Origin of the sequence: Micromonospora sp. SL4-19 (assembly GCF_047921475.1) — a bacterium.
GTDB lineage: Bacteria > Actinomycetota > Actinomycetes > Mycobacteriales > Micromonosporaceae > Micromonospora.
This window is the reverse complement of record NZ_JBLROB010000004.1, coordinates 302,581-327,203: the sequence shown is the minus strand read 5'-3', so window position 1 is coordinate 327,203 and position 24,623 is coordinate 302,581. Positions and strand designations below refer to the sequence as shown.

The 24,623-nt window shown below is 73.2% G+C and carries 19 protein-coding genes; 2 read left to right on the top strand and 17 right to left on the bottom strand.

The window, feature by feature from the left end; translation table 11 throughout:
- Positions 1–21: 21 nt before the first annotated feature.
- From ACNAVT_RS09285 to prmC, 9 genes are all read right to left on the bottom strand, one after another.
- On the bottom strand, positions 22–252 hold the full coding sequence (locus ACNAVT_RS09285; RefSeq protein WP_089005488.1) for an ATP synthase F0 subunit C: 231 nt from the start codon (positions 250–252) through the stop codon (positions 22–24).
- Positions 253–319: 67 nt separating this feature from the next.
- On the bottom strand, positions 320–1,117 hold the full coding sequence (atpB, locus tag ACNAVT_RS09280) for a F0F1 ATP synthase subunit A (RefSeq protein ID WP_416294672.1): 798 nt from the start codon (positions 1,115–1,117) through the stop codon (positions 320–322).
- A gap of 11 nt (positions 1,118–1,128) precedes the next feature.
- Complete coding sequence (locus tag ACNAVT_RS09275; RefSeq protein WP_416294670.1) at positions 1,129–1,365, bottom strand: AtpZ/AtpI family protein; 237 nt, start codon at positions 1,363–1,365, stop codon at positions 1,129–1,131.
- A 193-nt stretch (positions 1,366–1,558) separates the two neighbouring features.
- Positions 1,559–1,990 carry a hypothetical protein gene (locus ACNAVT_RS09270; protein ID WP_416294668.1) on the bottom strand — a complete coding sequence of 144 codons (432 nt, stop codon included), beginning with the start codon at positions 1,988–1,990 and terminating at the stop codon, positions 1,559–1,561.
- Positions 1,983–3,272, bottom strand: a complete 1,290-nt coding sequence (gene glyA / locus ACNAVT_RS09265; protein WP_416294666.1) for a serine hydroxymethyltransferase — start codon at positions 3,270–3,272, stop codon at positions 1,983–1,985. Before glyA ends, ACNAVT_RS09270 begins: the two co-directional genes overlap by 8 nt.
- Before the next feature lie 92 nt (positions 3,273–3,364).
- Positions 3,365–5,479, bottom strand: a complete 2,115-nt coding sequence (locus ACNAVT_RS09260) for a transglycosylase domain-containing protein (protein ID WP_416294664.1) — start codon at positions 5,477–5,479, stop codon at positions 3,365–3,367.
- Positions 5,480–5,629: 150 nt separating this feature from the next.
- A complete protein-coding gene (locus tag ACNAVT_RS09255) occupies positions 5,630–6,241 on the bottom strand; it encodes a phosphotyrosine protein phosphatase (RefSeq protein ID WP_416294662.1) in 612 nt (203 codons plus the stop codon).
- Positions 6,242–6,886, bottom strand: coding sequence for an L-threonylcarbamoyladenylate synthase (locus tag ACNAVT_RS09250; protein ID WP_416294730.1), 645 nt, complete (start codon positions 6,884–6,886; stop codon positions 6,242–6,244).
- Complete coding sequence (gene prmC / locus ACNAVT_RS09245; RefSeq protein ID WP_416294661.1) at positions 6,886–7,833, bottom strand: peptide chain release factor N(5)-glutamine methyltransferase; 948 nt, start codon at positions 7,831–7,833, stop codon at positions 6,886–6,888. Before prmC ends, ACNAVT_RS09250 begins: the two co-directional genes overlap by 1 nt.
- 73 nt (positions 7,834–7,906) lie before the next feature.
- Between prmC and ACNAVT_RS09240 the strand changes: the two genes are divergently transcribed.
- Positions 7,907–9,460, top strand: a complete 1,554-nt coding sequence (locus tag ACNAVT_RS09240; protein WP_416294659.1) for a GGDEF domain-containing protein — start codon at positions 7,907–7,909, stop codon at positions 9,458–9,460.
- A gap of 19 nt (positions 9,461–9,479) precedes the next feature.
- On the opposite strand, the gene prfA is transcribed toward ACNAVT_RS09240, so the two are convergent.
- Both prfA and rpmE read right to left on the bottom strand, forming a co-directional pair.
- The gene (gene prfA / locus ACNAVT_RS09235) at positions 9,480–10,568 is read right to left on the bottom strand and encodes a peptide chain release factor 1 (RefSeq protein WP_416294657.1); all 1,089 of its coding nucleotides are present in this window, start codon (positions 10,566–10,568) and stop codon (positions 9,480–9,482) included.
- Positions 10,569–10,677: 109 nt separating this feature from the next.
- On the bottom strand, positions 10,678–10,902 hold the full coding sequence (gene rpmE / locus ACNAVT_RS09230) for a 50S ribosomal protein L31 (protein ID WP_416294655.1): 225 nt from the start codon (positions 10,900–10,902) through the stop codon (positions 10,678–10,680).
- Positions 10,903–11,162: 260 nt separating this feature from the next.
- On the opposite strand from rpmE, the gene ACNAVT_RS09225 reads away from it, so the two are divergent.
- On the top strand, positions 11,163–12,059 hold the full coding sequence (locus ACNAVT_RS09225; protein ID WP_416294653.1) for an AAA family ATPase: 897 nt from the start codon (positions 11,163–11,165) through the stop codon (positions 12,057–12,059).
- 53 nt (positions 12,060–12,112) lie between these two features.
- Here the strand turns inward: ACNAVT_RS09225 and ACNAVT_RS09220 are convergent, their stop codons facing one another.
- From ACNAVT_RS09220 to ACNAVT_RS09195, 6 genes are all read right to left on the bottom strand, one after another.
- Positions 12,113–15,577, bottom strand: coding sequence for a phosphodiester glycosidase family protein (locus ACNAVT_RS09220; RefSeq protein ID WP_416294651.1), 3,465 nt, complete (start codon positions 15,575–15,577; stop codon positions 12,113–12,115).
- Between the two features lie 140 nt (positions 15,578–15,717).
- Entirely contained in the window at positions 15,718–17,697 is a 1,980-nt protein-coding gene (gene rho, locus ACNAVT_RS09215) for a transcription termination factor Rho (protein ID WP_416294649.1), read from the bottom strand.
- A gap of 295 nt (positions 17,698–17,992) precedes the next feature.
- A complete protein-coding gene (thrB, locus tag ACNAVT_RS09210; RefSeq protein ID WP_416294729.1) occupies positions 17,993–18,931 on the bottom strand; it encodes a homoserine kinase in 939 nt (312 codons plus the stop codon).
- Between the two features lie 73 nt (positions 18,932–19,004).
- On the bottom strand, positions 19,005–20,249 hold the full coding sequence (locus ACNAVT_RS09205; protein WP_416294647.1) for an MFS transporter: 1,245 nt from the start codon (positions 20,247–20,249) through the stop codon (positions 19,005–19,007).
- Between the two features lie 21 nt (positions 20,250–20,270).
- On the bottom strand, positions 20,271–21,080 hold the full coding sequence (locus ACNAVT_RS09200) for a polysaccharide deacetylase family protein (protein ID WP_416294645.1): 810 nt from the start codon (positions 21,078–21,080) through the stop codon (positions 20,271–20,273).
- Positions 21,081–21,316: 236 nt separating this feature from the next.
- On the bottom strand, positions 21,317–24,586 hold the full coding sequence (locus ACNAVT_RS09195; RefSeq protein WP_416294643.1) for an efflux RND transporter permease subunit: 3,270 nt from the start codon (positions 24,584–24,586) through the stop codon (positions 21,317–21,319).
- Positions 24,587–24,623: the final 37 nt, after the last annotated feature.

The following is a 24,623-nucleotide window of genomic DNA, read 5'->3' as shown; positions in this document are numbered from 1 at the left end:
CTCCCGATCGAAGGGGGTGGATCAGACGCCAGACCAGACGAAGCCGAACGCGACGCCCAGCAGGGCCAGCGCCTCGATGACGGCGAAGCCGATCCAGACGTACGGCAGGGTCATCCGGGACGACTCCGGCTGGCGGGCGGTCGACTGGATGTAGGCCGAGAAGACCAGGCCCACGCCGATGCCCGGGCCGATGGCCGCGAGGCCGTAGCCGATGGCGGCGGTGCTGCCCGTTACCGCGGCGAGAACGTCCATTGGTGTGTTCCTCCTGGTTATCACGCGTGACTGTCACGCGGGACGACAACGGTTGGTGCGAAGTGGATCAGTGCGCTTCGGCGAGCGCGCCCTGTACGTAGCTGGCGGTCAGCACGGTGAAGACGTAGGCCTGCAGGACGATCACCAGGAACTCGAGGAAGGTCAGCGCGATGGTCATCAGCCAGGAGACCAGCGAGACCGGGGCCAGCAGCGCGGTGGCGTTGAGCATCGCGAAGCCGCCGAGCGTGAAGACCAGCAGGAGCATGTGACCGGCGAACATGTTCGCGAACAGACGGACGGCCAGCGAGAACGGCCGGACCAGGAACGTCGAGAACGCCTCGATCGGGATCAGCAGCGGCAGGATGTACCACGGCGCCGGCGGGATCAACGAGTTCTTGAAGTACTTGACGAAGCCGTGCTGCTTGATGCCCACGTAGTTGAACAGCACGTAGCTGATCAGGGCGAGGAACGCCGGGAAGGCGATGTGCGAGTTCGGCGAGATCTGGAAGAACGGGACGATCGCGAAGAAGTTCGTCAGCAGGACGAAGCAGAAGAGCGTGGTGAAGTACGGGGCGAACCGCACGCCCTGGTGCCCGATCATGTCGACGGCGATGTTGTTCCGCACGAAGCCGTAGATCGACTCGGCGAACCACTGCTTCTTGGTCGGCACCAGCTGCGGGTTGCGGTAGCTGAGCAGGAAGAACAGGATCAGGATCCCGACCGCCAGCCAGACCATGAAGGTGATCTTGGTGAACCAGTAGGAGTTGTGCGCACCCCAGGGCAGGATGCTGGGCAGGTAGAAGTCCTCCACGCTGGGAGGAAAGTTTGCCGCGCCCTGTGCAAGGACGTTCGCCTGTCCGAACACCGCGTCCCTTCCTATTGAGGCGTGCCGAGTTTGCGGATGACCAGGATGATTCCCCCGGCCATGCCAAGCACGATCCCGATCCCGGTGGCGATGCCACGGGTGTCGAGCCAACGGTCGACCAGCCAGCCGGCGAAGCCCCACACGAGCATGCCCGCGATCAGGTAGCTGAGCGCGGTCCAACCCTGGCCGGCACCGGACGGAACATCGTCGGAGCCGCCAGTGCTGGGGGGTTTCTGGTCACCGGCCATGACGGGGCGAACGATATCAGTCGAGTGGACGCGGCTGTGCCACACCCCCCGCACAACGTGGTTGTGTGGGACACGGGTGGGCGAAGTCGTCGGGAGGCACGCTACTCCCCTCGCGGCCCTGAGAGAATGACCGATCGCGGACACACCGGAGGGCCGTCCGAAAGATGGGACGTGGCCCGGGGACGGCGGCTGGTCAGCGCGCGGAGCGGCGGGCGTGCACAGTGGTCAACCACCAGATGTGCACCCCGGTCCAGACCAGCACGCCGGCCGCGATACCCAGGCAGAGCGGGATCAGCCCCGGCCAGCCGGTCGACGCCACCAGCACCATCACCGCGCCGAGCAGCGTCATCTTGGCGACGTACACGCCCAAGCCGAAGGGCAGCACCAGCTGCGGGTCGCGAGCGTCGGCCCAGGCCAGGACGATGGTGGTGACCGTGTAGCTGAGCGCGGTGACGCCCACGCCGGCCGCCGCGCCGAGCGCTCCGTCCGCGCCCCGGGTCATCCCACCGACGACCGCCGCCGCCGCGGCCAGCACCGCGGACGCGATCAGCAGCACCGGCAGGTGGCGCAGCCGCCACCCACGATCCGCGGCCGCCTCCGCCGCGCGCGCCCCGGGCTCAGCCACGGGGGTACGCCGGGAAGGCGGTGACCAGCTCGGCCACGTCGGCGGCGACCCGGGTCAGCTCGTCGGCGCCCCCGGGGGCCGCCGGGTCGGTCCGGACGGCGCGGGCGATCAGCGCGGCGACCTGGCGCATCTCCCCCTCCCGCATGCCCTGGGTGGTGACGCTCGGCGTACCCGCCCGGAGGCCCGAGGCGACCATCGGCTTCTGCGGGTCGTACGGGATGGCGTTCTTGTTGAGGGTGATGCGCGCCGCGTCGCAGCGCGCCTCCGCGTCCGCCCCGGTCACCCCGACCGCCCGCAGGTCGATCAGGGCCAGGTGGGTGTCGGTGCCGCCGGAGACCGGCCGCATCCCCTCGGCGGCCAGCCCCTCGGCGAGCGCTTGGGCGTTGCTGACCACCTGGGAGGCGTACGCCCGGAACTCGGGCTGGGCGGCCTCGCGCAGCGCGACCGCCTTGGCGGCCACGGCGTGCATCAGCGGGCCGCCCTGGGTGAACGGGAAGACCGCCTTGTCGATCCGGGACGCCAGCGCCTCCCGGCAGAGGATCATGCCGCCGCGGGGGCCGCGCAGCACCTTGTGGGTGGTGGCGCAGACCACGTCGGCGTACTGCACCGGGGACGGGATCGCCCGGCCGGCGACCAGCCCGATGAAGTGCGCCGCGTCCACCATCAGGTACGCGTCGACCTCGTCGGCGATCTCCCGGAACCGGGCGAAGTCGATCAGCCGCGGGTACGCCGTCGCACCGCAGATGATCATCTTGGGCCGGTGTGCCCGGGCCAGGTCGCGTACCTCGTCGTAGTCGATCAGTTCGGTGTCCCGCCGGACCTGGTAACCGATGGCGTGGAACCACTTGCCGGAGAAGTTCACCCGGCTGCCGTGGGTGAGGTGGCCACCGTGCGGCAGGTCCATCGCCAGCACCGTGTCACCCGGCTGCAGCAGCGCGGCGTACGCGGCCAGGTTGGCGCTGGCGCCCGAGTGCGGCTGGAGGTTGGCGTGCTCGGCGCCGAAGAGTTCCTTCGCCCGGGCGATGCCGATCTCCTCGGCCCGGTCCACCTCGGCGCAGCCGCCGTAGTACCGCCGGCCCGGGTAGCCCTCGGCGTACTTGTTGGTCAGCGTGGAGCCGAGCGCGGCCAGCACCGCCGGGGAGGTGAGGTTCTCACTGGCAATCAGTTGCAAACCGCCGCGCAGCCGCTCCAACTCCCCCAGCACCACCCCGGCGATCTCCGGGTCGACGGTGCTGAGCTGCTGGAAGTCCGGCCCCCAGAAGGTGTCACTCGCGTTCTCCACAGCGAAGGAGTCTACGGAGCCGCACACCGGGAGCGGTGCGATGCCTCGTCACCGGAGCCACGGGTCACCACGACGGGCGGCTCACGCCCCGGTCAGTTCCCCGTCCGGGGGCCGGTGCGCTGGTAGGCGACGACCTGGCTGGGCGGGACGAAGTCGCGCACCGGCTGGCCGCGCAGCGCATACTCCATCAGCCGGGTCACGGCGGCGATCTGCCGCTTCTGCACGCCGCCGCCGACGGCGTCCCGGGGATTGTCCGGGTTCGCCGCGATGGTGGCGACGGCGAGCTGCGGGGTGAAGGCGACCACGGTCTCCGTCTCGTTCCGCTCCGCGCTGCCGGTCTTGCCGCCCACCGGGCGGCCGAGCCCGGGCCGGAGTTCCTCGGCGGTGCCGCCGTCGCAGCGCCGGTACATCGACTGGTCGCCGACCGGGCAGCGGGACGCGTCCGCCGCCGCCCGGGCCACGTCGGTGTCGATCGCCTGCCGGCAGTCCGGTTTGCCGGCGGCCACCTTCCGCCCGGAGGAGTCGGTGATCGAGGTCACCGGGGAGGGCCGGCACCAGACGCCCTCGGCCGCCACCGTCGCGTACGCGTTGGCCAGGTCGAGCGGGGTGGTGGCGACGACGCCGAGGGTGAACGGCCCCCAGCTCTTCGCCCCCTCGCGGGCGAGCCGGGCGTCGTCGTCCGCGCGCAGCACGATGCCCAGCCGCTCGGCCATCTCCACCACCCGGTCCGCGCCCACCTGCTGGATCAGCCAGGCGAAGTACGTGTTCACCGACCGGCCGAAGGCGTTCCACATGGTGCGGGTGCCGTTCATCCAGCCCGGGTTGGCGTTGGACGGGCACCAGCGGCCGCCGCAGCTGGCCGGCCCCGCGCCCGTCGCGAAGTCGCTGACGAACCTGGACGGGGCGTCGAACTCGGTGTCCAGCGGCAGCCCGGACTCCAGCGCGGCGAGCATCGTGAAGAGTTTGAAGGTCGAGCCCGCCTGGTAGCCGACGATGTCGCCGCCCCCGGCGATGAGCTGGTTGACCGTGTTCGGATAGTTCTCCTGCCCCTTCGGGTTCTCGGCCAGGCTGTAGTTCCGGTTCACCGCCAAGGCCAGCACCCGGCCGGTTCCCGGCTGCACGACGGCGGTCGGCGCGGCCCGCTGGTTGCTCGCGGCGTAGATCCCCAGCACCTGCTCGGTGGCCTTGCGCTGGACGTCGGGGTCGAGCGAGGAGACGATCGACCAGCCGCCCCGGCGCAGCGTCCGCTGCCGCTCGTCGGCCGACTTGCCGAAGGCGGACTGGCCGTTCCACCACTGGGTGAACCAGTCACAGAAGAAGCCCCAGTCGTTGTGATCGGCGGGCACCGCGGCGCAGTCGTTCGGCGTGGCGCTGGGCCGCAGGTCCAGCTTCGTGGCCCGGGCCCGCGCGGCGTCCGCCGGGTTCACCTGCCCGGTCTGCGCCATCCGGTCCAGCACGTACGCCCGGCGGCTCAGTGCCGCGTCGGCGTTCCCGTTGATCGGGTCGTAGGCGTCGGGCGAGCGGACCAACCCGGCGAGCAGCGCCGCCTGGGCCAGGGTCAGCTTCGCCGGGGTGGTGGAGAAGTAGCGCTTGCTCGCCGCGGCGATGCCGTACGCACCGGCGCCGAAGTACGCGATGTTCAGGTAGCGGCTGAGAATCTCGTCCTTGCTCAGCTCGCGCTCCAGGGCCAGCGCGTACCGCATCTCCCGGATCTTGCGGCCCGCGCTGATCTCGGTGGCCCTGGCCCGCTGCTCCTCGGTCAGCCGGGGGTCGCTGGCCAGCGCGTTGCGCACGTACTGCATGGTCAGCGTGGAGGCGCCCTGCCGGGTCTCGCCCCCCCGCTGGTTGACGGTGAAGGCCCGCACCACGCCGCGTACGTCGACGCCGTGGTGCTGATAGAAACGGGCGTCCTCGGCGGCCACCATGGCCTGCCGCATCACCGGCGCCACCTCACTGACCGGCACGTCCACCCGGTCCTCCACGTAGAACGAGGTGATCAGGGTGCGGCCGTCGTTGGCGTAGAGGTTGGAGCGCTGCGCCGGCTCCGGCGCCCGAAGCGACTCGGGCAGCTCGGCGTAGGGCATCAGTCCCTTGAAGCCGAACCCGAACACCAACGCGGCCGGCAGCGCGGCCGCCGCCAGGGTCAGCCCGGCGAGCACACCGGCGAGCAGGACGGTCAGCAGCTTGTTGAGATGGGCCCGGTTCATTCAGCTCTCCCCCGCAGGAGCCGGCCGTACGGACCCGTTCAGAATGACCGGAACCGGCCATTTCGCCGCTACCTTCCCCAAAACACGCAGGAATTTCGCGAGGAAGGATGAAGCTGGGCAGAATTCGCTACGCGGGAACCGTCGAGGGGCTCAGGGCAGCAGGGCGGCGGCCAGCGGGTGGACCGTCTCCTCGATCTCGTCGGCCACCCGGCTGAAGCACTGGTCGCCCCGGCCCCACGGGTCGTCGAGATCGTCGGTGGGCAGCGCCGCGGCGCCCTGCCGGACCGCGTCCGCCGAGGCCACCAGGGCCACACCCCGGGCGTACACCGCCGCCGGGGTGGCCTCGACCGGGGGCAGCGCGGACGCGTCCACCCCGCCCAGGACCCGGCCGAACTCGCCCAGCACGAACGTGCGCGAGGCGGCGTCCGGGCGCAGCGCCACCACGTACTCCTGCTGGTCGGCGGTGGCGGTGAGGACCAGGTCGGCGGCGTCGATGAGGTCGGAGCGGAGCTTGCGGGCGGCGAAGCCGGCCACGTCACCGCCGCGCGAGGTCACCTGCCGGGCCGCCGGCGGGTTCATCCCCTCGCCGGCGTGCCACCCGCCGGTGCCGGCGCTGTGGCTGTGCACCAGCTCGTCGGCGCCGGCCGGGTCGACGCCGAGGCGGCCCAGCCGCTCCCGGACCGCGAGCACCAGCAGCCGCTCGGCCATCGGCGACCGGCAGATGTTGCCCATGCAGACGTGCAGGACGGTGAACGGCGGCACTCAGACCCCCCGCTCGTCGAGGATGTCCGGCACCACGTCGCGCAGCTTCTCCAGCGACACGGCGCCCTCGCGCAGCAGGCGGGGCACGTCGCCGGTGAGGTCGACGATGGTGCTGGGCACCGGGTCCACGGCCGGACCGGCCTCCAGGTAGGCGCGGACCCCGTAGCCGAGCTGATCGCGGGCCTCCTCGGCGGTGAGCGCCGCCGGTTGCCCGACCTTGTTGGCCGAGGCCACCGCCATCGGGCCGGTCTCCCGCAGCACCTCCAGCGCCACCGGGTGCAGCGGCATCCGCACCGCCACCGTGCCGCTGGAGTCGCCCAGGTCCCACGCGAGGCTCGGCGAGTGCTCCACCACGATCGTCAGCGCGCCCGGCCAGAACGCCTCGACCACGTCACGAGCCGCGCGGGGCAGCGAGAAGACCAGGCCGTCGAGGGTGTGCCGGGACCCGATCAGCACCGGGGGTGCCTGCCGGGTGCCGCCCTTGGCGTCCGCGAGGGCCTTCACCGCGTACGGGGTGAACGCGTCGGCGCCGACGCCGTAGACCGTGTCGGTCGGCAGGACGACGAGTTCCCCGTTCTTGACCGCCTCGATGGCAGCGGCGATGCCGCGGTCCCGGTCGGCGGGCGACCGACAGTCGTAGAGCATCACGAGGAGCCAGTCTGCCACGCCGGGTCGGGTTCGGCGTGGCGGCCGTCCGCCCGGCGGGACGCGGTGGCGAATCGGGGCCGGCCGACCAGGTCGCGGTGCTCCTCGACCCGCTCGTACCGGCCGTCGGCGGCGAGCAGCGCGGGCACCGCGGCACCGTGGGTGTCGTCGTGCTCGACGCCGAGCACGCCGCCCGGGCGGAGCAGCTCGGCCGCCCGGGCGACCACCGGTCGGATCACCTCCAGCCCGTCCGCACCGCCGAACACCGCCTCGTCCGGGTCGTACCCGGCCACCTCCGGCGACACCACCACCGACCGCGGCACGTACGGCGGGTTGCAGAGCAGCACGTCGACCCGGCCGACCAGGTCGGCGAGGAGTTCCGGATCGGTGGCGTCGGCCGCCACCACCTCGATCGGGGTGTCCCCCGCGGCGGCCCGGTCCGCGGCGTTGCGACGCAGCCAGGCCAGCGCCGCCGGGGACCGCTCCACCGCCACCACCCGCGCGTCGGGCAGCTCCTGGGCGGCCGCCAGCGCGATCGCGCCGGAGCCGCTGCACAGGTCCACCACCAGCGGTGACCCGCGCCGCCGTCCCTGTTCGACGCCCCAGCCGGCGAGCAGCTCGGTCTCCGGCCGGGGGACGAACACCCCCGGGCCGACCGCCAGCTCCAGGTGCCGGAATCCAGCGGCGCCGGTGAGGTGCTGCAGGGGCTCCCGGGCCACCCGCCGCTCCACCAGCGCGTCGAGGCGGTCACGCTGACCCGCGGTGAAACCGTCGGCCAGCGCCAGCCGGCCGCGCGGCACGTCCAGCACGTACGCGGCCAGCAGCTCGGCCTCCACCCGCGGCGCCTCGATCCCGGCCGCCGCCAGGGCCCGGGCCGCCCGGGCGACCGCCAGGGAGGGGCGCTCGCGTTCTGTCCCTTCGGACGGGTGTTGCGGGAGGGAGGTCACGACATAATCATGAAGCGTCGCGGGGCCACCTCACGAGCGGGTGCGTCCGGACGCACAGTGACAGGAGGTCCGAGTGGGATGGCTCGACCGGGTCGATGACCAGGTTGACGCCCTCCGGCGCGCCCGGGCGTTGCAGGAGGCCAGCCGCTCGGCGGAGGCGTGCACCGTCCTCGACCGCGTGATCCGGACCACCCCCGACCCGTACGCGCGGGCCGACGCGCTGGTCCAGCGCCTCTCCGCGCTGATCAACCTCGGCCGGACCGCCGAGTTCACCCGCGCCATCGAGGAGGCGTCCGCCGCCGTCCGGGACCTGGCTGAGCCGTACCTGCACGGGCACCTCAACGCCCTGGCGGCGCTCGCCGCACACCACCAGGGAGCGCTGGACCGCTGCGTCACGCACCTGGTGAAGGCGGCCCGGGCGCTGACCGCCGACGACGACCCGGACCGGGACACCGCCTGGGGCTGGCACGACCTGGCGATGGCCTACTCATACCTCAGCTTCCACGGGCACGCCCTCGGCGCGATCGAGCGCGCCCGCCAGGTGGGGCTCACCGCCGGCATCCCCGAGGAGACGTTCGCCGCCCCCGGCATCCGGCTGCGCAACGCGGTCGCCCTGGACCACAACGGCGACAGCGACGGCTGCCTGCGGGTGCTGCGCGACGTGGCCGGCGACTTCAACCGCTTCCTGCACAGCGGGCGGGCCGGCAACATCCGGCCGAGCAGCATGGCCGCGTACGGGTACGCCGCCGCCCGGCGGGCCGCGCTCGGCGACCGGGTGGAGTCCGGCGGCGACGGCGATCCCGTCCGGCTGCTCGGCCACGGCGTGGACAGCGCCCGCGCCCGCGACCTGCGCCAGCTCGGCCACGTCTGCCTGGCCGTCGCGGACGGCCGACCGATCGAGGCGGTGGCCCGGCTGGACACGACCCGGGTCTCCAACGAGACGCTGGGCGCGGCCGAGCCGCCCCGGCTGCGCAGCATCGCGCTGGCCCGGTCCGGTGACCACGCCGGCGCGCACCGGGCCGACCGGCACGCGTTCCGGCTGGCGGCGCAGCGCAGCGACCGGCTGCGGGACGTCTACATCGACGGCATCGCGGCCCGGATCGACCACGAGGAGATGCGCCGCGAGGCCGCCCGGTACGAGGGCGAGGCGCTCACCGACCCGCTGACCGGGCTGCCCAACCGGCGCCGCCTGGAGCGCTACATCGGGGCGGTGGTGGCCCGGGGCGAGCGAGTGGTGATCGGGGTCTGCGACCTGGACGGCTTCAAGGCGGTGAACACCCGGCACGGCCATCACTCCGGCGATCTGGTGCTGCAACGGATCGCCGGGGTGATCAACCGGGTGATGCGACGCGGCGACTTCGTGGCCCGCTACGGCGGTGACGAGTTCGTGGTGGTGCTGCCCGAGGCGGGCATGGCCGAGGCGGCCGAGGTGGCCCGCCGGATCCAGGCCGCCGTGCGCACGGAGGACTGGGAGGCGCTGGTTCCCGGCACCCCGGTCGGGGTGAGCATCGGCTTCGCCGAGGTGAGTGGCAGCTCCGGGACGAGCATCCGGGAGGCGCTGGGCACCGCGTTCGAGGTCGCCGACCGGGAGATGCTGCGCGCCAAGGACCGGCTCCGCGCCTCCTGACCCCGCAGTCGGGCCGGGGTCAGCGGCGGGCGAGCTCGGTCTCGCCGGCGAGGCGGGCGGCGCGGTCGGCCTCGGTGAGGGCGTCCAGCACGCCGTCCATCTCCCCGGCCAAAGCCAGGTCGAGGTTGTACGCCGTGTAGCCGATCCGGTGGTCGGTGATCCGGTTCTGCGGGAAGTTGTACGTGCGGATCCGCTCCGACCGGTCCACGGTGCGGACCTGCGCCTTGCGGGCGTCCGAGGCGGCCGCGTCGGCCTGCTCCTGGGCCGCGGCGAGCAGCCGGGCGCGCAGGATCCGCAGCGCCTGCTCCCGGTTCTGCAGCTGCGACTTCTCGTTCTGGCAGGAGACCACGATCCCGGTCGGCACGTGGGTGATCCGGACCGCGGAGTCGGTGGTGTTGACCGACTGCCCGCCGGGCCCGGACGAGCGGAACACGTCGATCCGCAGGTCGTTCGGGTCGATGCTGACGTCGACGTCCTCGGCTTCCGGCAGCACCAGCACGCCGGCTGCGCTGGTGTGGATCCGGCCCTGCGACTCGGTGACCGGGACGCGCTGCACCCGGTGCACGCCGCCCTCCCACTTGAGGCGGGACCAGACCCCGTTGCCGCCCTCCGGCACACCCTTGGTCTTGATCGCGAGCGAGACGTCCTTGACCCCGCCGAGGTCGGACTCCTGCGAGTCGATCACCTCGGTGGTCCAGCCGTGCCGCTCGGCGTACCGGGTGTACATCCGGAGCAGGTCACCGGCGAAGAGCGCCGACTCCTCGCCGCCCTCACCCGCCTTGATCTCGACGATGACGTCCTTGGCGTCGTGCGGGTCGCGCGGGATCAGCAGCTCCGCCAGCCGCTCCTCGAGCACCGGCAGGGACGCGGCGATCGCCTCGGCCTCGGCGGCGAAGGCCGGGTCCTCGGCGGCCAGCTCGCGGGCGGCAGCCAGGTCGGCCCGGGCCTGCTCCAGCTCGCCGGCGGCCTTCTGCAGCGGGACCAGCTCCGCGTAGCGCCGGCCGACCCGGCGGGCGGTGCCCTGGTCGGCGTGGATGGTGGGGTCGGCCAGCCGCTTCTCCAGCTCGGCGTACTCGTCGAGGAGGGCGGCCAGGCGTTCACTGCTCATGCTGCGGATACTCCTTCGACGACGACCAGGATACGGGGGGCGGAAAGCGGCGGAAACGGACGAACGCCCGCGCCCGGCACGGAGCCGGACGCGGGCGTCGTCGGTGAAGCTACTTGGCCTTCTTGGCCTGAACCTTGGCGTACTTCTGCTGGAACTTCGCGACCCGACCGGCGGTGTCGAGGACGCGCTGCTTGCCGGTGTAGAACGGGTGGCAGGCGCTGCAGGTCTCGACCGTGATCTGACCGCCCTTGGCGGTGCTGCGGGTCGTGAAGGAGTTGCCGCAGGAGCAGCGGACCTCGGTGGTCACGTACTCCGGGTGGATGTTGGGCTTCATGTCGCCTCGGTCCTTTCGTGGGTGGTCGCCGGGTCGCCGCTCCCCGTCGTCCGCGACGGGATCGGGCGTGAACCGGAACCGGTGGCCGATTGACCAGTGTGCCATGGGCGTACGCCGACCCGGCGAGCGGGCCGCACACGAGGGTCCGGCAGGCTCAACGCCCGCCTCCCGGTACGCATTCCCGCCGGGTGTGCGGGCATTCCCCGTCGTACGGTGGGACCCGGCACGGACCGGGACCGGACGGACCGGGGGTGAGGGGGATGTTCCGCCTGATCGCGACCCGTGGGCTGCCCGCCTCCGGCAAGACCACCTTCGCCCGCCGACTCCAGCCCGGTGTGGTCCGGGTCAACCGGGACGACCTGCGCCGGATGTTGCACGGCGAGCGGCTCTTCACCCAGTGGGCCGAGGGGCAGGTCACCAAGGTCCAGCGGGCGCAGGTGGAGACGCTGCTGGCGGCCCGGGTGAGCGTCTGCGTGGACGACACCAACCTGCGCTCCCGCACCCTGCGCGACTGGGCCGAACTGGCCGAGCGGTTCGGCGCCGCGTTCGAGGTGCACGACTTCACCGACGTGCCGCTGGAGGAGTGCCTGCGCCGGGACGCCGCACGGCCGGAGGTGGACCGGGTCGGCGAGGCCGCGATCCGCCGGCTGCACGAGCGCTACCTGGCCAACCGCCCGCTCCCGCTGCCAGTCCCGACGGTGGGCACCGGCGGCCCGGCCCACGTCCACGAGGCACGGAGCGAACGGCCGGACATCGTGCTGGTCGACATCGACGGCACGGTCGCGCTGAACGTGGCACGCAGCCCGTACGACATGACCCGGGTCGGGGAGGACGCGCCGAACGAGGCGGTGATCGCGGCGGTTCGGGCGATGCACGCGGCCGGGCACGGGGTGGTCTTCTGCTCGGGCCGGGACGCCTCGGCCCGGGCCGCCACCGTGGCCTGGCTGGACCGGCACGTCAAGGTGCCCTACCTGGCGCTGCACCTGCGGGCGATCGGCGACCAGCGCAAGGACGCCGTGATCAAGCGGGAGATCTACGAGCGGGAGGTCCGGGACCGGTACCGGGTGGTCGGCGTCTTCGACGACCGGCAGCAGGTGGTCCAGATGTGGCGCTCCCTCGGCCTGACCGTCTTCCAGGTCGCCGAGGGCGACTTCTGACCTGCGAGGAGAGCCCCCTGTGCAACGCCGGGCGTTGCGCAGGGGGCCCGTCCTCAGGCGGCGGGCGCCTCCGCCGCCGTCAGGGTCACCGTCGTCTCGGCCCGCACGCCGTTGACGGTCACCGCGAGCACCACCTGCGCGCCGGGGCGCAGCGCGCTCAGCTCGCCGGTCGCCGGGTCGAACCGGGCCACGTGCCACGGCTTCACGCCGTCGGCGGCGCCGATGTGCAGGCTGGGCGAGCCGGACCAGTCGGCGCTGACCGGCGCGGCCACCGGCACGGTACGGCCACCGGGCTGGGTCAGCGTCGCGGTGACCGTCGCCGGGGCGCCCACCGCGACGCTGCCCGGCGCGCTCACGGTGAGCCGGTCGACGTGGGCGTGGAACTCCGCCTCGACCCAGCGCGGCCCTTCGGCGAGGGGGTCGCGCCGGGCCCGCTCGGCCTCCTGCGGCGTCACCGGGTCGACGCCGAACTCGGTCCAGCCCGTGAAGCCGCCGAGCTGGGGCGGGGTGGAGGGGTTCTTGCCCGAGTTGCCGTTGATCACGTACGGGACGCCGTCCACCCGCTCGGCGTGGAAGGTGCCGACGTGCCCGTTGACCATGAGCGCGCCCTTGCCGGTGCGGTGCTGGAAATCCGCGAGCCACTGCTCCACCAGGGCGGCCTCTTTACGGTCGCCGAGCTGGCTGGCCTTGGCCGGGCTGGGGTCACGGGGCGGATGGTGGAAGAACACCGCGACCGAACCCACGGCCGGGTCGGCCGCCGCCGCGTCGAGCGTGTCCCGAAGCAGCTTCACCTGGTCGAAGCCGCCGCCGCGCAGCGAGCCGGTGGAGGTGTCCAGCGTGACGAACCGGGTGCCCACGTGATCGAAGACCCGGGAGGTCTCGCCGAAGACGTTCCGGAAGTTCGTGATCGGGGCGCCCATGATCTCGTGGTTGCCCGGCACGTAGTAGTACGGCAGCTCGCCGCCCAGCTCCTCGTCGAGGATCCGCCTGGCCAGCGCGAAGTCCGCCGGGTACGCGGTGTCCACGAAATCGCCGTCGATGACCAGGAAGTCCGGATTCGCCGCCCGGATCTCGCGCAGCGTACGGCGAGCCTGGGCGACCAGGTCGCTGTCCGGGTCGGCGGCGACGAACTGGGCGTCGGACATCACCGCGAAGCGCCAGGGCGCGCCGTCCACCGTGCCGTCGCGCAGCACCACCCGGTCGGTTCGGGGCGGCTCGGCCGGTGCGTCCAGCGTGGGCGGCACCTTGGCCACCAGGTCGTCGATGACCACCTCGCTCCGGTACTGCTTGGCCGGGTCGGTCTCGGCGACGTAGAACCGGCGCACCCGGACCGGGTACTGCACGCCGGCCGGGACCACGAACTCGACGTACCGCCAGCCGGTCCAGGTGACGTACGGGCCGCGCAGCACGAACTGGGTGTCCTGGGCGTCGTGCAGGTGCAGGCTGGGCCACTCCCCCGTACCGCTGCCCTTGAGCCACATGCCGAACGCCTGCGGCTGGCCGGGCACGTCGATCCAGGCCGGCGGGTCGGCGTACGCGGCCCGAGTGCCGGTGGACTGGCTGAAGTCGTACGACAGCTTCAGGCCGGTGCCGGTGTGGCCCGGGGCCGTGGCGACCGACCCGCTGGCCCGGGCCTGGCTGAACTTCCAGGAGGCGGCGTCGTCGAACCCGGCCACCGGCACGTCGGCCAGCCCGACGGTGACCGGCAGAACCGCGACCCTCGCTCCGACGTGGACGGTGACCAGAGCGGACCCGCTGTCCTCGAGTGCCTTGACCGAGAGGTTGCCGTCGGCGGTGGGGGTGACCGCGAGGACGTCGTGGTCGTACTCCAGGCGCAGGTCGGCGGGCTCGATCGGCGCGGTGTTCCCCTCGGCGTCGTAGCCCACCACCCCGAAGAGCCCGGTGTCGCCCTGCCGGTTCAGGCCGAGCCGGTCCACGGTGGAGTCGATCCGGTCCAGCGGGCCGAGCACGGTCAGGTCGAGCGTGCCGCGCGCCTTCTCCCGCCAGGCGGTGACGGTGCTGCGGCCGGGCCGCGCGGCCCGGAACACGCCCTCGGCGTCCACCGTGCCCTGGGCGGCCGGGTTGGCCCGCCAGTGCGGCGCGCCGGCGGCCGGCCCGTACGTCTCGTCGTAGCCGGCGGCGGTGAGCCGGCGGGTGAGCCCGGGGAAGACCCGGTCCGGCCGGCCGCCGCGGATCGGGGCGACGCCGGGCGCGGTGGTCGGATCGCTGGCGGTCTCCAGCCAGTACCCGGTGAGCCGGCCGCTGCCCGGCGGGGCGTAGATGGCGAGGCCGTTGGGGACCGGTCGCTCGGCGCCGTCCGAGGGGCTGTTCTCCACCTGGACCGCCGCCGCGCCGGGTTCCCGGGCCAGCAGGGTCGAGGAGCCGCCGCCGTCGAGGTTCAGCGCGTTCTGTGCGCCCAGCTCGACCATCATCCGGCCCAGCTCGGTCTGGGTCACGCCCCGGCTGTCCACCTGCCGGCCGTCCACGGTCAACATGATCATTTTGCGCCCGTCGGCGGAGAATCCGACCGAGGTCCGTGGGGCGAGGCTCTGGTCGGCGATGTCCTGCACCACGCCGTCGCGCACCAGCACGTTGCCGCCGCCCACCGCCGCGCGCAGGCTGCCGCCGTCGGCGGCCTTCGGCCGCCAGGTCAGGTCGACCGGGTCGCCGGGGTGTAGCGCCGCGAGGGCGTCCGCCCCCGCCTCTCGACCGAGCAGCACGGTGGTCCCGGCCGGGATCGGCCCCTCCCCCGCCACGGTGGCCACGGACGCGACCCGGCCGCCGGTCACCGTCACCTCGACCACGCGCGCCACGCCGGTCACCGCCCGCTGCCGGGAGTACGAGCCCCAGAGCGGGGTGAAGACGCCGACGCCGTCGCGCTGCACCATGTTGTTGAACTGGGTCAGCGGCACCGGCCCCGCGGGCAGGGCGGCACTGCCCTCGAAGCCGACCTCGATGATCCGGCCCAGCCCCTCGGCGCTGATCGCGGCGGCGTTCGGGTGCCCCGCGATCGGCGACTGGACCAGCTCCCCGGAGCGGATGCCGATGCCCTGGGCGGCACCGGAGTTGTTGATGTCGAAGAAGTCGCCGTTGACCGCGGCCACCGCCCGGGAGCGGTCGACCGCGGCACGCAGCGGCTCGTCCCGCGTGACCTCGCCCGAGTTGACGTAGTCGACGGTGACGCCGCCGGACAGGTCGGCGGTGAGGGCGTCCGCCCGCAGCCAGCCGTCGGCGTCGTACCGGTCGAAGGAGGTCAGATCGAGTCCGGGGGCGACCGGACGGGTGGTCTTGGCGGTCTCCAGGCCGCCGGCCGGTGCCACGCCACCGCCGGCGGAGGCGGACCCGGCCAGGACGACGGCCGGATCGAGGCGGGAGGAGGCGGCCGGAGAGTCCTCGGCCGGGGTACGGGGCTCGAGCGCGGGCGCCGCGACGCCGGGCGGAACGGGTCCGGTGAGGGTGAGCAGCGGCGTCAGCAGCAGGACGCCGGCGAGACGGGCGGATCGACTGCGGGTACGCATGGACGACAGTCAACCCGAGAGTGAATAGAAGTTTCAATAGCCCTCGGCTTAACCGAAGAAAAACTTCACCTCTCCGCCCGGTACGCGACGAGGGGCACGACCCGAAGGCCGTGCCCCTCGCCTGTGTCGCTCCTACCGGGTCACTCGCCCGGCGTGGACTTCGCGATCTGCATCAGGAACTCGATGTTCGTGCGGGACTGCTTGAGCCGGTCCAGCAGGAGGTCGAGCGCCGCCTGCGAGTCCAGCGAGTGCAGCACCTTCCGGAGCTTGTGGACGATGGCCAGCTCCTCCGGCGCGAGCAGGACCTCCTCCTTGCGCGTACCGGAGGGGTTGATGTCGATCGCCGGGAAGACCCGCTTGTCGGCGATCTTCCGGTCCAGCTTCAGCTCCGCGTTACCGGTGCCCTTGAACTCCTCGAAGATGACCGTGTCCGCCATCGAACCGGTCTCCACCAGCGCCGTGGCGAGGATGGTCAGCGAGCCGCCGTTCTCGATGTTCCGTGCCGCGCCCAGGAAGCGCTTCGGCGGGTAGAGCGCGGTGGAGTCGATACCACCCGACATGATCCGGCCGCTGGCCGGCGCCGCCAGGTTGTACGACCGACCGAGCCGGGTCACCGAGTCGAGCAGCACGACCACGTCGTGCCCCAGCTCGACCAGGCGCTTCGCCCGCTCGATCGCCAGCTCCGCCACCGTCGTGTGGTCCTGCGGCGGACGGTCGAACGTGGCCGCAATGACCTCGCCCTTCACCGACCGCTGCATGTCGGTGACCTCTTCCGGCCGCTCGTCGACCAGCACCACCATCAGGTGGCACTCCGGGTTGTTCCGGGTGATCGCGTTCGCGATCGCCTGCAGCACCATCGTCTTACCCGCCTTCGGCGGCGAGACGATCAACGCCCGCTGACCCTTACCGATCGGCATCACCAGATCGATAACCCGGGTCGTCAGGATGTGCGGCTCGGTCTCCAGCCGCAGCCGCTCCTGCGGATACAGCGGGGTGAGCTTGTAGAACTCCGGCCGGCGCTTCGCCTCCTCCGGCTCCATCCCGTTGATGGTGTCGAGCCGGACCAGCGGGTTGTACTTGTCGCGCCGCTGCTCGCCGTCGCGGGCGGCCCGCACGGCACCGGTGATCGCGTCACCGCGCCGCAGGCCGTACTTCTTGATCTGGGACATCGAGACGTACACGTCGTTCGGGCCGGCCAGGTAGCCGGTGGTCCGGACGAAGGCGTAGTTGTCGAGCACGTCGATGATGCCGGCGACCGGGACGAGCACGTCGTCCTCGCCGACCTGCGGCTCGCGGCCGCCCTCGCCGCCCTCGGCCCGCTCGCCGCGGCCACGCCGGCGGTCCCGGAACCGGCTGCGCCGGCCACGCCGGCCGCCGCCCTCGCCGTCCTCGTCCCCGTCGTGGTCACGCTCGGCGCGCTGGCCGCGGTCGTTGCGCTCGCCCCGCTCGCCACCGCGCTCGCCCCGCTCGGCGCGCTCAGCCCGCTCGCCACCGCGCTCAGGCCGCTCGCCACGCTCGGCGCCGCGCTCAGCCCGCTCACCACGCTCGGCGCGCTCGCCACGCTCAGCCCGCTCGGCGCCGCGCTCAGCCCGCTCACCGCGCTCGGCGCCGCGCTCAGCGCGCTCGGCGCCGCGCTCAGCCCGCTCGCCGCGCTCCCGGCCCCGGCCTTCGCCGCGCTCGGCCCGCTCGCCGGTCTCGGCGGTGGCGGCCTCCTCGGTGCGCGTCTCGGCCGGCCGCGCCTCGGTCGTCGCGGCGGCCCGGCCACGCCGGCTCCGGGTACGACCCTCGGTCGCCTCGGCGGCCGGGGCCTCGGCCCGCTCCTCACGTACCTCGGCGTGCACCTCTTCCCGGGTGGGCGCGGCCGCGGCCGCGACCTCGGCCCGTGGTCGAGGGGTCCCGGCGGCGGCGCCGCCCTGCCGCTCGGTGATCGCGCTGATCAGCTCGCCCTTACGCATGCGAGCCGTGCCCGAGATGCCGAGCGACGCAGCCAGGCTCTGGAGCTCTGGCAGCAGCATCGCCGAGAGGCCGGTACCGCTGCGCCGACGGCGAGTGGGGGCGGCGGTGGTGGCATCGCCAGCGACGTTGGAAACATCCGACGTCACGTCGGTGGTGTCGCTCAATGGATTCCTTCCCTCGATAGGCCGGGACTGCCCGGAGTCGAAAACAGGTGGCCGGGCGGCCTCGGTGCACCCGCCTCGCATGGACGCGTCGCGGGAGTCTGTGACACAGCAGCCGGTCGGTTTCCCGACTCACCGAGGTTGGTGAGCAGGTCTCGCCGTCTGCGGCGACCTGTGGAAACTGCGGTGCGGCGTGGGCCTTGGGCAGGGGTGACGGGCTGACCGCCGAGAGCTTCGGGGATACACCGACCCGCAGGAAGATCGCGTGCTTCGCGGCTGTGCTAGGTCTAGAGCGTAATCAACTCTTCCGACCTGCGGCAACAGGGTCCCGCTCGGCGTGTCCAAGTCTACCCCGGGCAACCCGGGCACCGCTGACATCTATCGGCAACTCCCAGCACTGCCAATCTGTTCCCGCGGCGAAGCCCACGGGCAGCTCGGTCAGCGCCAGCACCGTCGGACCCGCCCCACTGACCACGGCCGCCACACCGGCCCCACGCAGCTCGCCGACCAGCGCGGCCGTCGCCGGCATGCCCTCGGCGCGGTAGCCCTGATGCAGCCGGTCGACCGTCGCCGGCAGCAGCAGCGCCGGGTCGGCGGTCAGCGCGTGCACCAGCAGCGCCGCCCGACCGGCGGTCAGGGCCGCGTCGGCGTGCGGCACGGTGGCCGGCAACGCGGCCCGCGCGGCGGCGGTCAGGCCCCGCTCTCCGGGCACGAACACGGTGGGACGGACTGCCTCCGCCACGGCCAGCGAAACCGCCCGGGCGCCGGAGGGCTCCGTCCACGCGACGGTGAACCCGCCGAGCAGGCAGGGCGCGACGTTGTCGGGATGGCCCTCGAGCTCGGCGGCCAGCCGGAGCGCCGCGGCGTCGTCCAGCCGTGCCACGCCGTCGTCGACCAGCGCGCGGGCGAGCAGCACCCCGGCGACGATCGCCGCCGAGGAGGAGCCGAGGCCTCGGGCCTGCGGGATCCGGTTGACGCACTCCAGGGCCAGCCCCGGCGGCTGCGCGCCCAGCACGTCGAAGACGGCCCGCATCGACGTCACCACCAGATGCCGCTCGCCGTCCGGCAGCTCGCCGGCACCCTCCCCGGTCACCGTCACCCGGACGCCGCCCGAGGTCACCTCGGCCGCCACGTCGTCGTACAGCCCCAGGGCCAACCCGAGCGCGTCGAAGCCCGGGCCCAGGTTCGCACTGGTCGCGGGCACCCGGACCCGCACCGGGCCGGAGGCGAAGTTCATCGGCACCGGCTCATGCTAGGACCCGGCACCGACAACGCGCCGGTTCGCCCGGTGCGTGGGACTGGTGCGACGGTCAGGGCGTGCGGCTGGGCTCCGGCTCCTCCGCCGGCTCGGTGAGCGAGAGCCGCCGGGTGGCGAGCCGCCAGCCCACCGCGTAGACCACGGTGACCAGGCCGCAGCCGGCCAGCACGGTCCGCTCGTTCACCTGGTCCACGACCAGCGCCACCACGAGTTGGCTGGCCGAGATGGCCAGCGTCGCCAGCATCATGTCGGTGGCGAAGACCCGGCCTCGCAACCGGTCCGGCACCTCGCCCTGGAGCGCGTAGTTGGACAGCACCCAGTTGCTGCCGCCACCGAAGTGGGCCAGGAAGACCAGTACCAGCACCAGCGGGAACCAGTCGACCACCGACGCGCCCACGTAGGCCAGGCCGTAGAGGGACATGGACAGGGCCAGGCCGGTCAGCAGCCAGGCCCGGTTGGTGAGCACCCGCCGCATCAGGATCGGGCCGACCAGGGCCCCAGCACCGCGGGCGGCGAAGAGCAGACCGGTGCCGACCGCGCCGGCCCCGTACACCCCGGCGAGCAGCGGGAAGACGGTGAGCACGCCGTTGCCGAGACCGACCGCCGACTTCACGGTGACCAGCCCGAGCACCCGCGGCCGGTGCGCGATGTAGCGCAGCGCCTCGCGGATCGCCGGCCAGGTGCCCGGGGTTGCCGTCGCCGGGTCGCGGGGCGCCTGCAACGGCCGGCGGATCAGCGCGGCCAGGCCCGCCGCCACCGTCAGGCTGCCCGCCGCCACCCAGAAGCTGGCGTACGGGCCGGCGGCGGCGCTGAGGATGCCGCCGAGCGAGGCGCCGACGACGGTCATGGTGCCCCAGGCGGAGCCCGCCACGGCGTTGCCGACGGCCAGGTCCGCCGGGTCGAGCACGTTGGGCAGGGCGGCCTGGGCGGCCGGCGAGTAGAACGCCTTCGCCACGGCCACGGCCGCGATCGCCACCAGGGCCAGCCAGGCCGTCCGGGGACCGCGGACCCCGAGCAGCAGCAGGATGCCGGCCAGGGCGGCGAGGTTCGCCGTCATCATGATCTTCCGCCGGTCGACCCGGTCGGCGACGGTCCCGGTGTACGGCAGCAGCAGCGCGAGCGTGCCGGTGTCCACGGCGAGCACCAGCGCGCCCCACACCCCGCTGCCGGTCAGCTCCGGCAGGAGCACCAGCAGCGGCACCATGACGAACCAGTCGGAGCCGAACACCACCAGCTCGGCGAGGAAGAGGTTACGGAAGTCGCGGTTGCGGACGAGGACCGAGACGGTGGGCGGCACGCCGGAACCCTACCGGGCTGGTCAGACGACGGCACCGTGGCGGAGCAGCTGGGACACGGTCACGAAGGTGTAACCGCGGGCCCGCAGCCCCGTGATCATGTCCGGCAGGCCGCGGAGCGCGACCAGCCGCTGCTCGGTGCCGACGTCGTGGCCGAGCAGGATGGTGCCGGGCTGGACGTCGGCGACGATGCGCCGGGCGTGGCCGGCCGGGTCGTGCGGAAACTCGCCCTCGACCATCTGCAACGTCCAGAGCACCAGCCGGTAGTCCAGCTGGGCGGCGGCGTGCAGCACCGCCCCGCCCAGGTGCCCCCAGGGCGGGCGGAGCAGGCCGGGCACCACCCCGGTGGCCTCGGCGATGGCGTCGTGGCTGCGCCGCAGGTCGTCGTACGCGGTGTGGGCGTCCATCCGGGCCAGGTCGTGGTGGATCCAGCTGTGGTTGCCCACCTCGTGCCGGCTCAACCGGCCGCGCACCAGGTCGGCATGCTTCCGGGCTCGGGCACCGACCATGAAGAACGTGGCCGGGACCTCGTATTTCTCCAGCGTGTCCAGCACCATCGGGGTCCACTGTGGCAGCGGCCCGTCGTCGAAGGTGAGCGCGAGCAGGCGTTCGGCGGTGCGTACGCCCCAGGCGACCTCGACCGTGCCGGTGCCGACCTGCTGGTAGCGGTTGCCCAGCGTGGCGCTGGCCGGCCCGCCGGCGATCGGGAGCCGGCGGTCGGCGATCCAGGTGGTCTGCGTGGTGCCGGCGGCGCCCAGCGCGACGCCCCCGGCCAGCAGGGCGGTCCGGCGCAGCACCGTCCGCCTGCCCCACCGACCCGCGCCGTCCCCCATGGCCCCGCTCCCGCTCCGGCCGGCCACCGTCGACGGGCCGACACCGACAGTAGGTGTCAACTCGCTCACCGTACCGCCTGGCCCTGCCCCCCACTGTCCCGTCACGCCGTGCGCGCCGAACGCCGATCCGGCCTCTTTCCCGAAAGAGTGGCCATCCCGCATGGAATGGCCACTCTTTCCGTGAATCCGCGCCCGACGGGTGACCCGGACCCGACCGGCGGGCCCGGGGTCCCGGATCAGTCGGTGGGCGGGAGGGGGGAGCGGCGGCTCTTCGGCAGGCGCAGCACCTCGAACTGGTCCGTTCCGTCGAGGAGCGCGGCCGACGGGGCGGGCCGGGCCGGGGGTGCGGCGGCCTCGGCCGGAGGCTCGCCCCCGCCGACGGTCACCAGGGCGGGTGCCGGCCATTTCGCCGGCACCGGCGTTTCCGCCGGCTCCGGCGTGCCCCGGCGGCCGGCCCGGCGCCCGCGCAGCGACTCCTTGGTGCGCTCCACCATCGTGTAGAGGGTCGGCACCAGGATCAGCGTCAGCAGCGTCGAGCTGATCAGGCCGCCGATCACCACGATCGCCAGTGGCCGGGAGATGAATCCGCCCTCGCCGGTGAGGCCGAACGCCATCGGCAGCAGCGCGAAGACGGTGGCGACCGCGGTCATCAGGATCGGCCGCAGCCGGCGCCGGCCGCCCTCGACCACCGCCTCGGCGACGCCCATCCCCTGCGTGCGGTACTGGTTGATCAGGTCGAGCAGCACGATCGCGTTCGTCACCACGATGCCGACCAGCATGAGCACGCCGATCAGCGCCGGTACGCCCAGCGGCGTCCCGGTGGCCAGCAGCAGCGCGATCGCCCCGGTGGCCGCGAACGGGACGGAGATCAGCAGGATCAGCGCCTGGGTCAGGCTGCGGAACGTACCGACCATGATCAGGAAAACGATCGCGATCGCGGCCAGCACGGCCAGCATCAGGTCGGCGAAGGCGTCCTTCTGGTCGGCGCTGACGCCGCCGATGGTGAACGTCGCGCCCGGCACGTCCAGCGCGTCCAGCCGCTTCTGGAGCTCAGTGGTGGTGGCGCCCAGGTCGGAGCCGGTGGCCGTGCCGGTCACCGACACGCTGCGCTCGCCGTCGATCCGGGTCACCTGCTGCGGACCCCCGACCTGGTTGACGTCGGCGATGTCGTCCAGCTTGACCCGGCCCACCGGCAGCGCCCGCAGCTCGTCCACGGTCAGCGGCGGCGGGGTCCCGGTGCTGAGCACCACGTTCCGCGGCGTGCCGTCCAGGGTGACCTGCCCCAGCGGGGCGCCCCGGTACGCCTGCGCGACGATCTGCCCGACGGCCGCCTCGGTGAGCCCCACCCGGGCCGCCGCGACCCGGTCCACGGTCACCTCGACCCTGGGCACCCGGGCGGCGAGGCCGGTGTCGACGTCCTCGACGCCCGGCACGCCGGCCATGGCGTCCCGGACGGCCTCGGCGGCCCGGGCCAGCGTGTCCGGGTCGGCGGCCTGCACGACCACCGCCAGCTGGTTGGCGGAGGCGGCGTTCCGCCCGCCGCCGAAGCTCAGCTCCCCGACCCCCGAACCGAGGGCGTCGAACTCTCCGCGTAGGGTCCGCCGGACCTTCGCGGCGTCGGTGTCGCCGGTGAGCGCGACCGAGAACGTGGCGGTGTTGTTGCCACCGCCGCCTGCCCACGGAACGTTGCCGCCGCCCGCCGTGACCTGGTAGGTCTTCACCCCCGGCGTACGCCGCAGCACCTCCTCGACCCGGGCGGCGGCCTGATCGGTGCCGGTCAGCCCGGTGCCGGCCGGCAGCTCCTGGCGGATCGTCAGGGTGTCCTGGCCGGAGTCGTCCAGGAAGTTGGTCTCCAGCTTCTGCGCCAGGCCGAACGTGCCGAGCAGCACCAGCAGGCCCAGCCCCACGGTGATCCAGCGGGTGCCCCGGGACCGGGTGGCGAAGCCGATGACGGGCAGGTACGCCCGCTGCAACCGGCTGCGCAGCTCCTTCTCCTCGGCGGCCCGCCGGATTCCGGTCTCGTCCGCGCCGCCACGGGGCGGCTTCAGGAACCAGTAGGCGAGCACCGGGATCACGGTCAGCGACACCAGCAGCGAAGCGAGCAGGGCCACTGTCACGGTGATCGCGAACGGCGCGAACAGCTGCCCGACGAAGCCGCCCACCAGCGCGATCGGCGCGAAGACGGCGACCGTGGTGAGCGTGGAGGCGGTCACCGCGCCGGCCACCTCGCGGACCGCGCCGAGGATGGCGTCGCGCTTCGGCTCGCCGTACTCCAGGTGCCGCTTGATGTTCTCCAGCACCACGATGGAGTCGTCGACGACCCGGCCGACGGCGATGGTCAGCGCGCCGAGGGTGAGCAGGTTGAGCGAGTAGTCGCCGGCCCAGAGCACGATCAGCGCCACCAGCACCGACAGCGGGATGGAGACCGCGGTGACCACGGTCGAGCGGATCGAGAGCAGGAAGACCAGGATCACCACGACCGCCATCAGCAGGCCGAGCAGGCCCTCGGTGGTGAGGCTGTCGATGGACCGCTCGACGAACGGGGCCTGGTCGAAGACCACGGTCAGGTCGGCGCCGGAGGCGGCCTTCAGCGCGTCGAGCCGGTCCTGGATGTCGTGCGAGATCCGGACCGCGTTGCCGTCCGGGGTGGCGGTGACGGCGATGCCGAGGCTGGGCTTGCCGTTGGTCCGGGTGAACCCGGTGGCCGGGGCGAGCTGCTGCTCCACCTGGGCCACGTCGCCGAGGCGTACCGGGGCGGCGGGGGCGGTGGTGAGCACGATCCCGCGCAGGTCGTCCACGGTCCGGATCGGGGTGCCGACCTGCACCGGGAGCGACAGGCCGCTGCCGTCGGCGACCACGCCCGCCGGCACCGCGACGCCGTTCGTCCGCAGCGCCTGGCCGATCGCGGTGGGGGCCACCCGGGCCGCGGCCAGCTTCACCGGGTCGGGGGTGATCAGCACGACCTGGTCGCGGGTGCCGGTCACCTCGACCGTCCGGACCCCGTCCAGTCCCTCCAGCTCGGGTACGACGGTGCGGCGCAGCTTCTCCGCCAGGGTCTGCTCGTCGTCGCCGCCGGTCGCGGCGACCACCACGGCGGGCAGGTCGTCGGTGCTGCCGGCGAGGACCTGCGGGTCCACGCCCTCGGGCAGCTGCCCGTCGATGCGGTTCAGCGCGGCCTGCATCTTGTTGACCACGTCGTCCAGGTCGGTGCCGAACGTGTACTGCACCTGGACCGTGGTGGAGCCCTCACGGGAGGTCGAGCTGACCTTCTCCAGCCCCGGGATGCCCTGGAGGCTGTTCTCGATCGGCTCGGCGACCTGGGATTCGACGATCTCCGGCGCGGCACCCGGGTACGCCGCCACGATGAACGCGGCGGGGAACTCCAGCGACGGCAGGAGCTGCTGTTTCAGCGACGGCACGGCGAACGCCCCGAACGCCGCGGTCACCAGCGCGATGAGGGCGACCAGCCCCCGGTTGGCGAGGCTGAATCTGGCGAGCAGCGACATCTGCGTTACTCACTCCTGGATCGGGATCAACGGCGTC

Excerpts from the sequence above, each read along its gene's own strand:
- ACNAVT_RS09285 (WP_089005488.1), bottom strand. The coding sequence starts at position 252 with ATGGACGTTCTCGCCGCGGTAACGGGCAGCACCGCCGCCATCGGCTAC.
- ACNAVT_RS09275 (WP_416294670.1), bottom strand. The coding sequence starts at position 1,365 with ATGGCCGGTGACCAGAAACCCCCCAGCACTGGCGGCTCCGACGATGTT.
- ACNAVT_RS09260 (WP_416294664.1), bottom strand. The coding sequence starts at position 5,479 with ATGAACCGGGCCCATCTCAACAAGCTGCTGACCGTCCTGCTCGCCGGT.
- ACNAVT_RS09250 (WP_416294730.1), bottom strand. The coding sequence starts at position 6,886 with ATGCTCTACGACTGTCGGTCGCCCGCCGACCGGGACCGCGGCATCGCC.
- prfA (WP_416294657.1), bottom strand. The coding sequence starts at position 10,568 with ATGAGCAGTGAACGCCTGGCCGCCCTCCTCGACGAGTACGCCGAGCTG.
- rpmE (WP_416294655.1), bottom strand. The coding sequence starts at position 10,902 with ATGAAGCCCAACATCCACCCGGAGTACGTGACCACCGAGGTCCGCTGC.
- ACNAVT_RS09225 (WP_416294653.1), top strand. The coding sequence starts at position 11,163 with ATGTTCCGCCTGATCGCGACCCGTGGGCTGCCCGCCTCCGGCAAGACC.
- ACNAVT_RS09220 (WP_416294651.1), bottom strand. The coding sequence starts at position 15,577 with ATGCGTACCCGCAGTCGATCCGCCCGTCTCGCCGGCGTCCTGCTGCTG.
- thrB (WP_416294729.1), bottom strand. The coding sequence starts at position 18,931 with ATGAACTTCGCCTCCGGCCCGGTGCGGGTCCGGGTGCCCGCGACCAGT.
- ACNAVT_RS09200 (WP_416294645.1), bottom strand. The coding sequence starts at position 21,080 with ATGGGGGACGGCGCGGGTCGGTGGGGCAGGCGGACGGTGCTGCGCCGG.
- ACNAVT_RS09195 (WP_416294643.1), bottom strand. The coding sequence starts at position 24,586 with ATGTCGCTGCTCGCCAGATTCAGCCTCGCCAACCGGGGGCTGGTCGCC.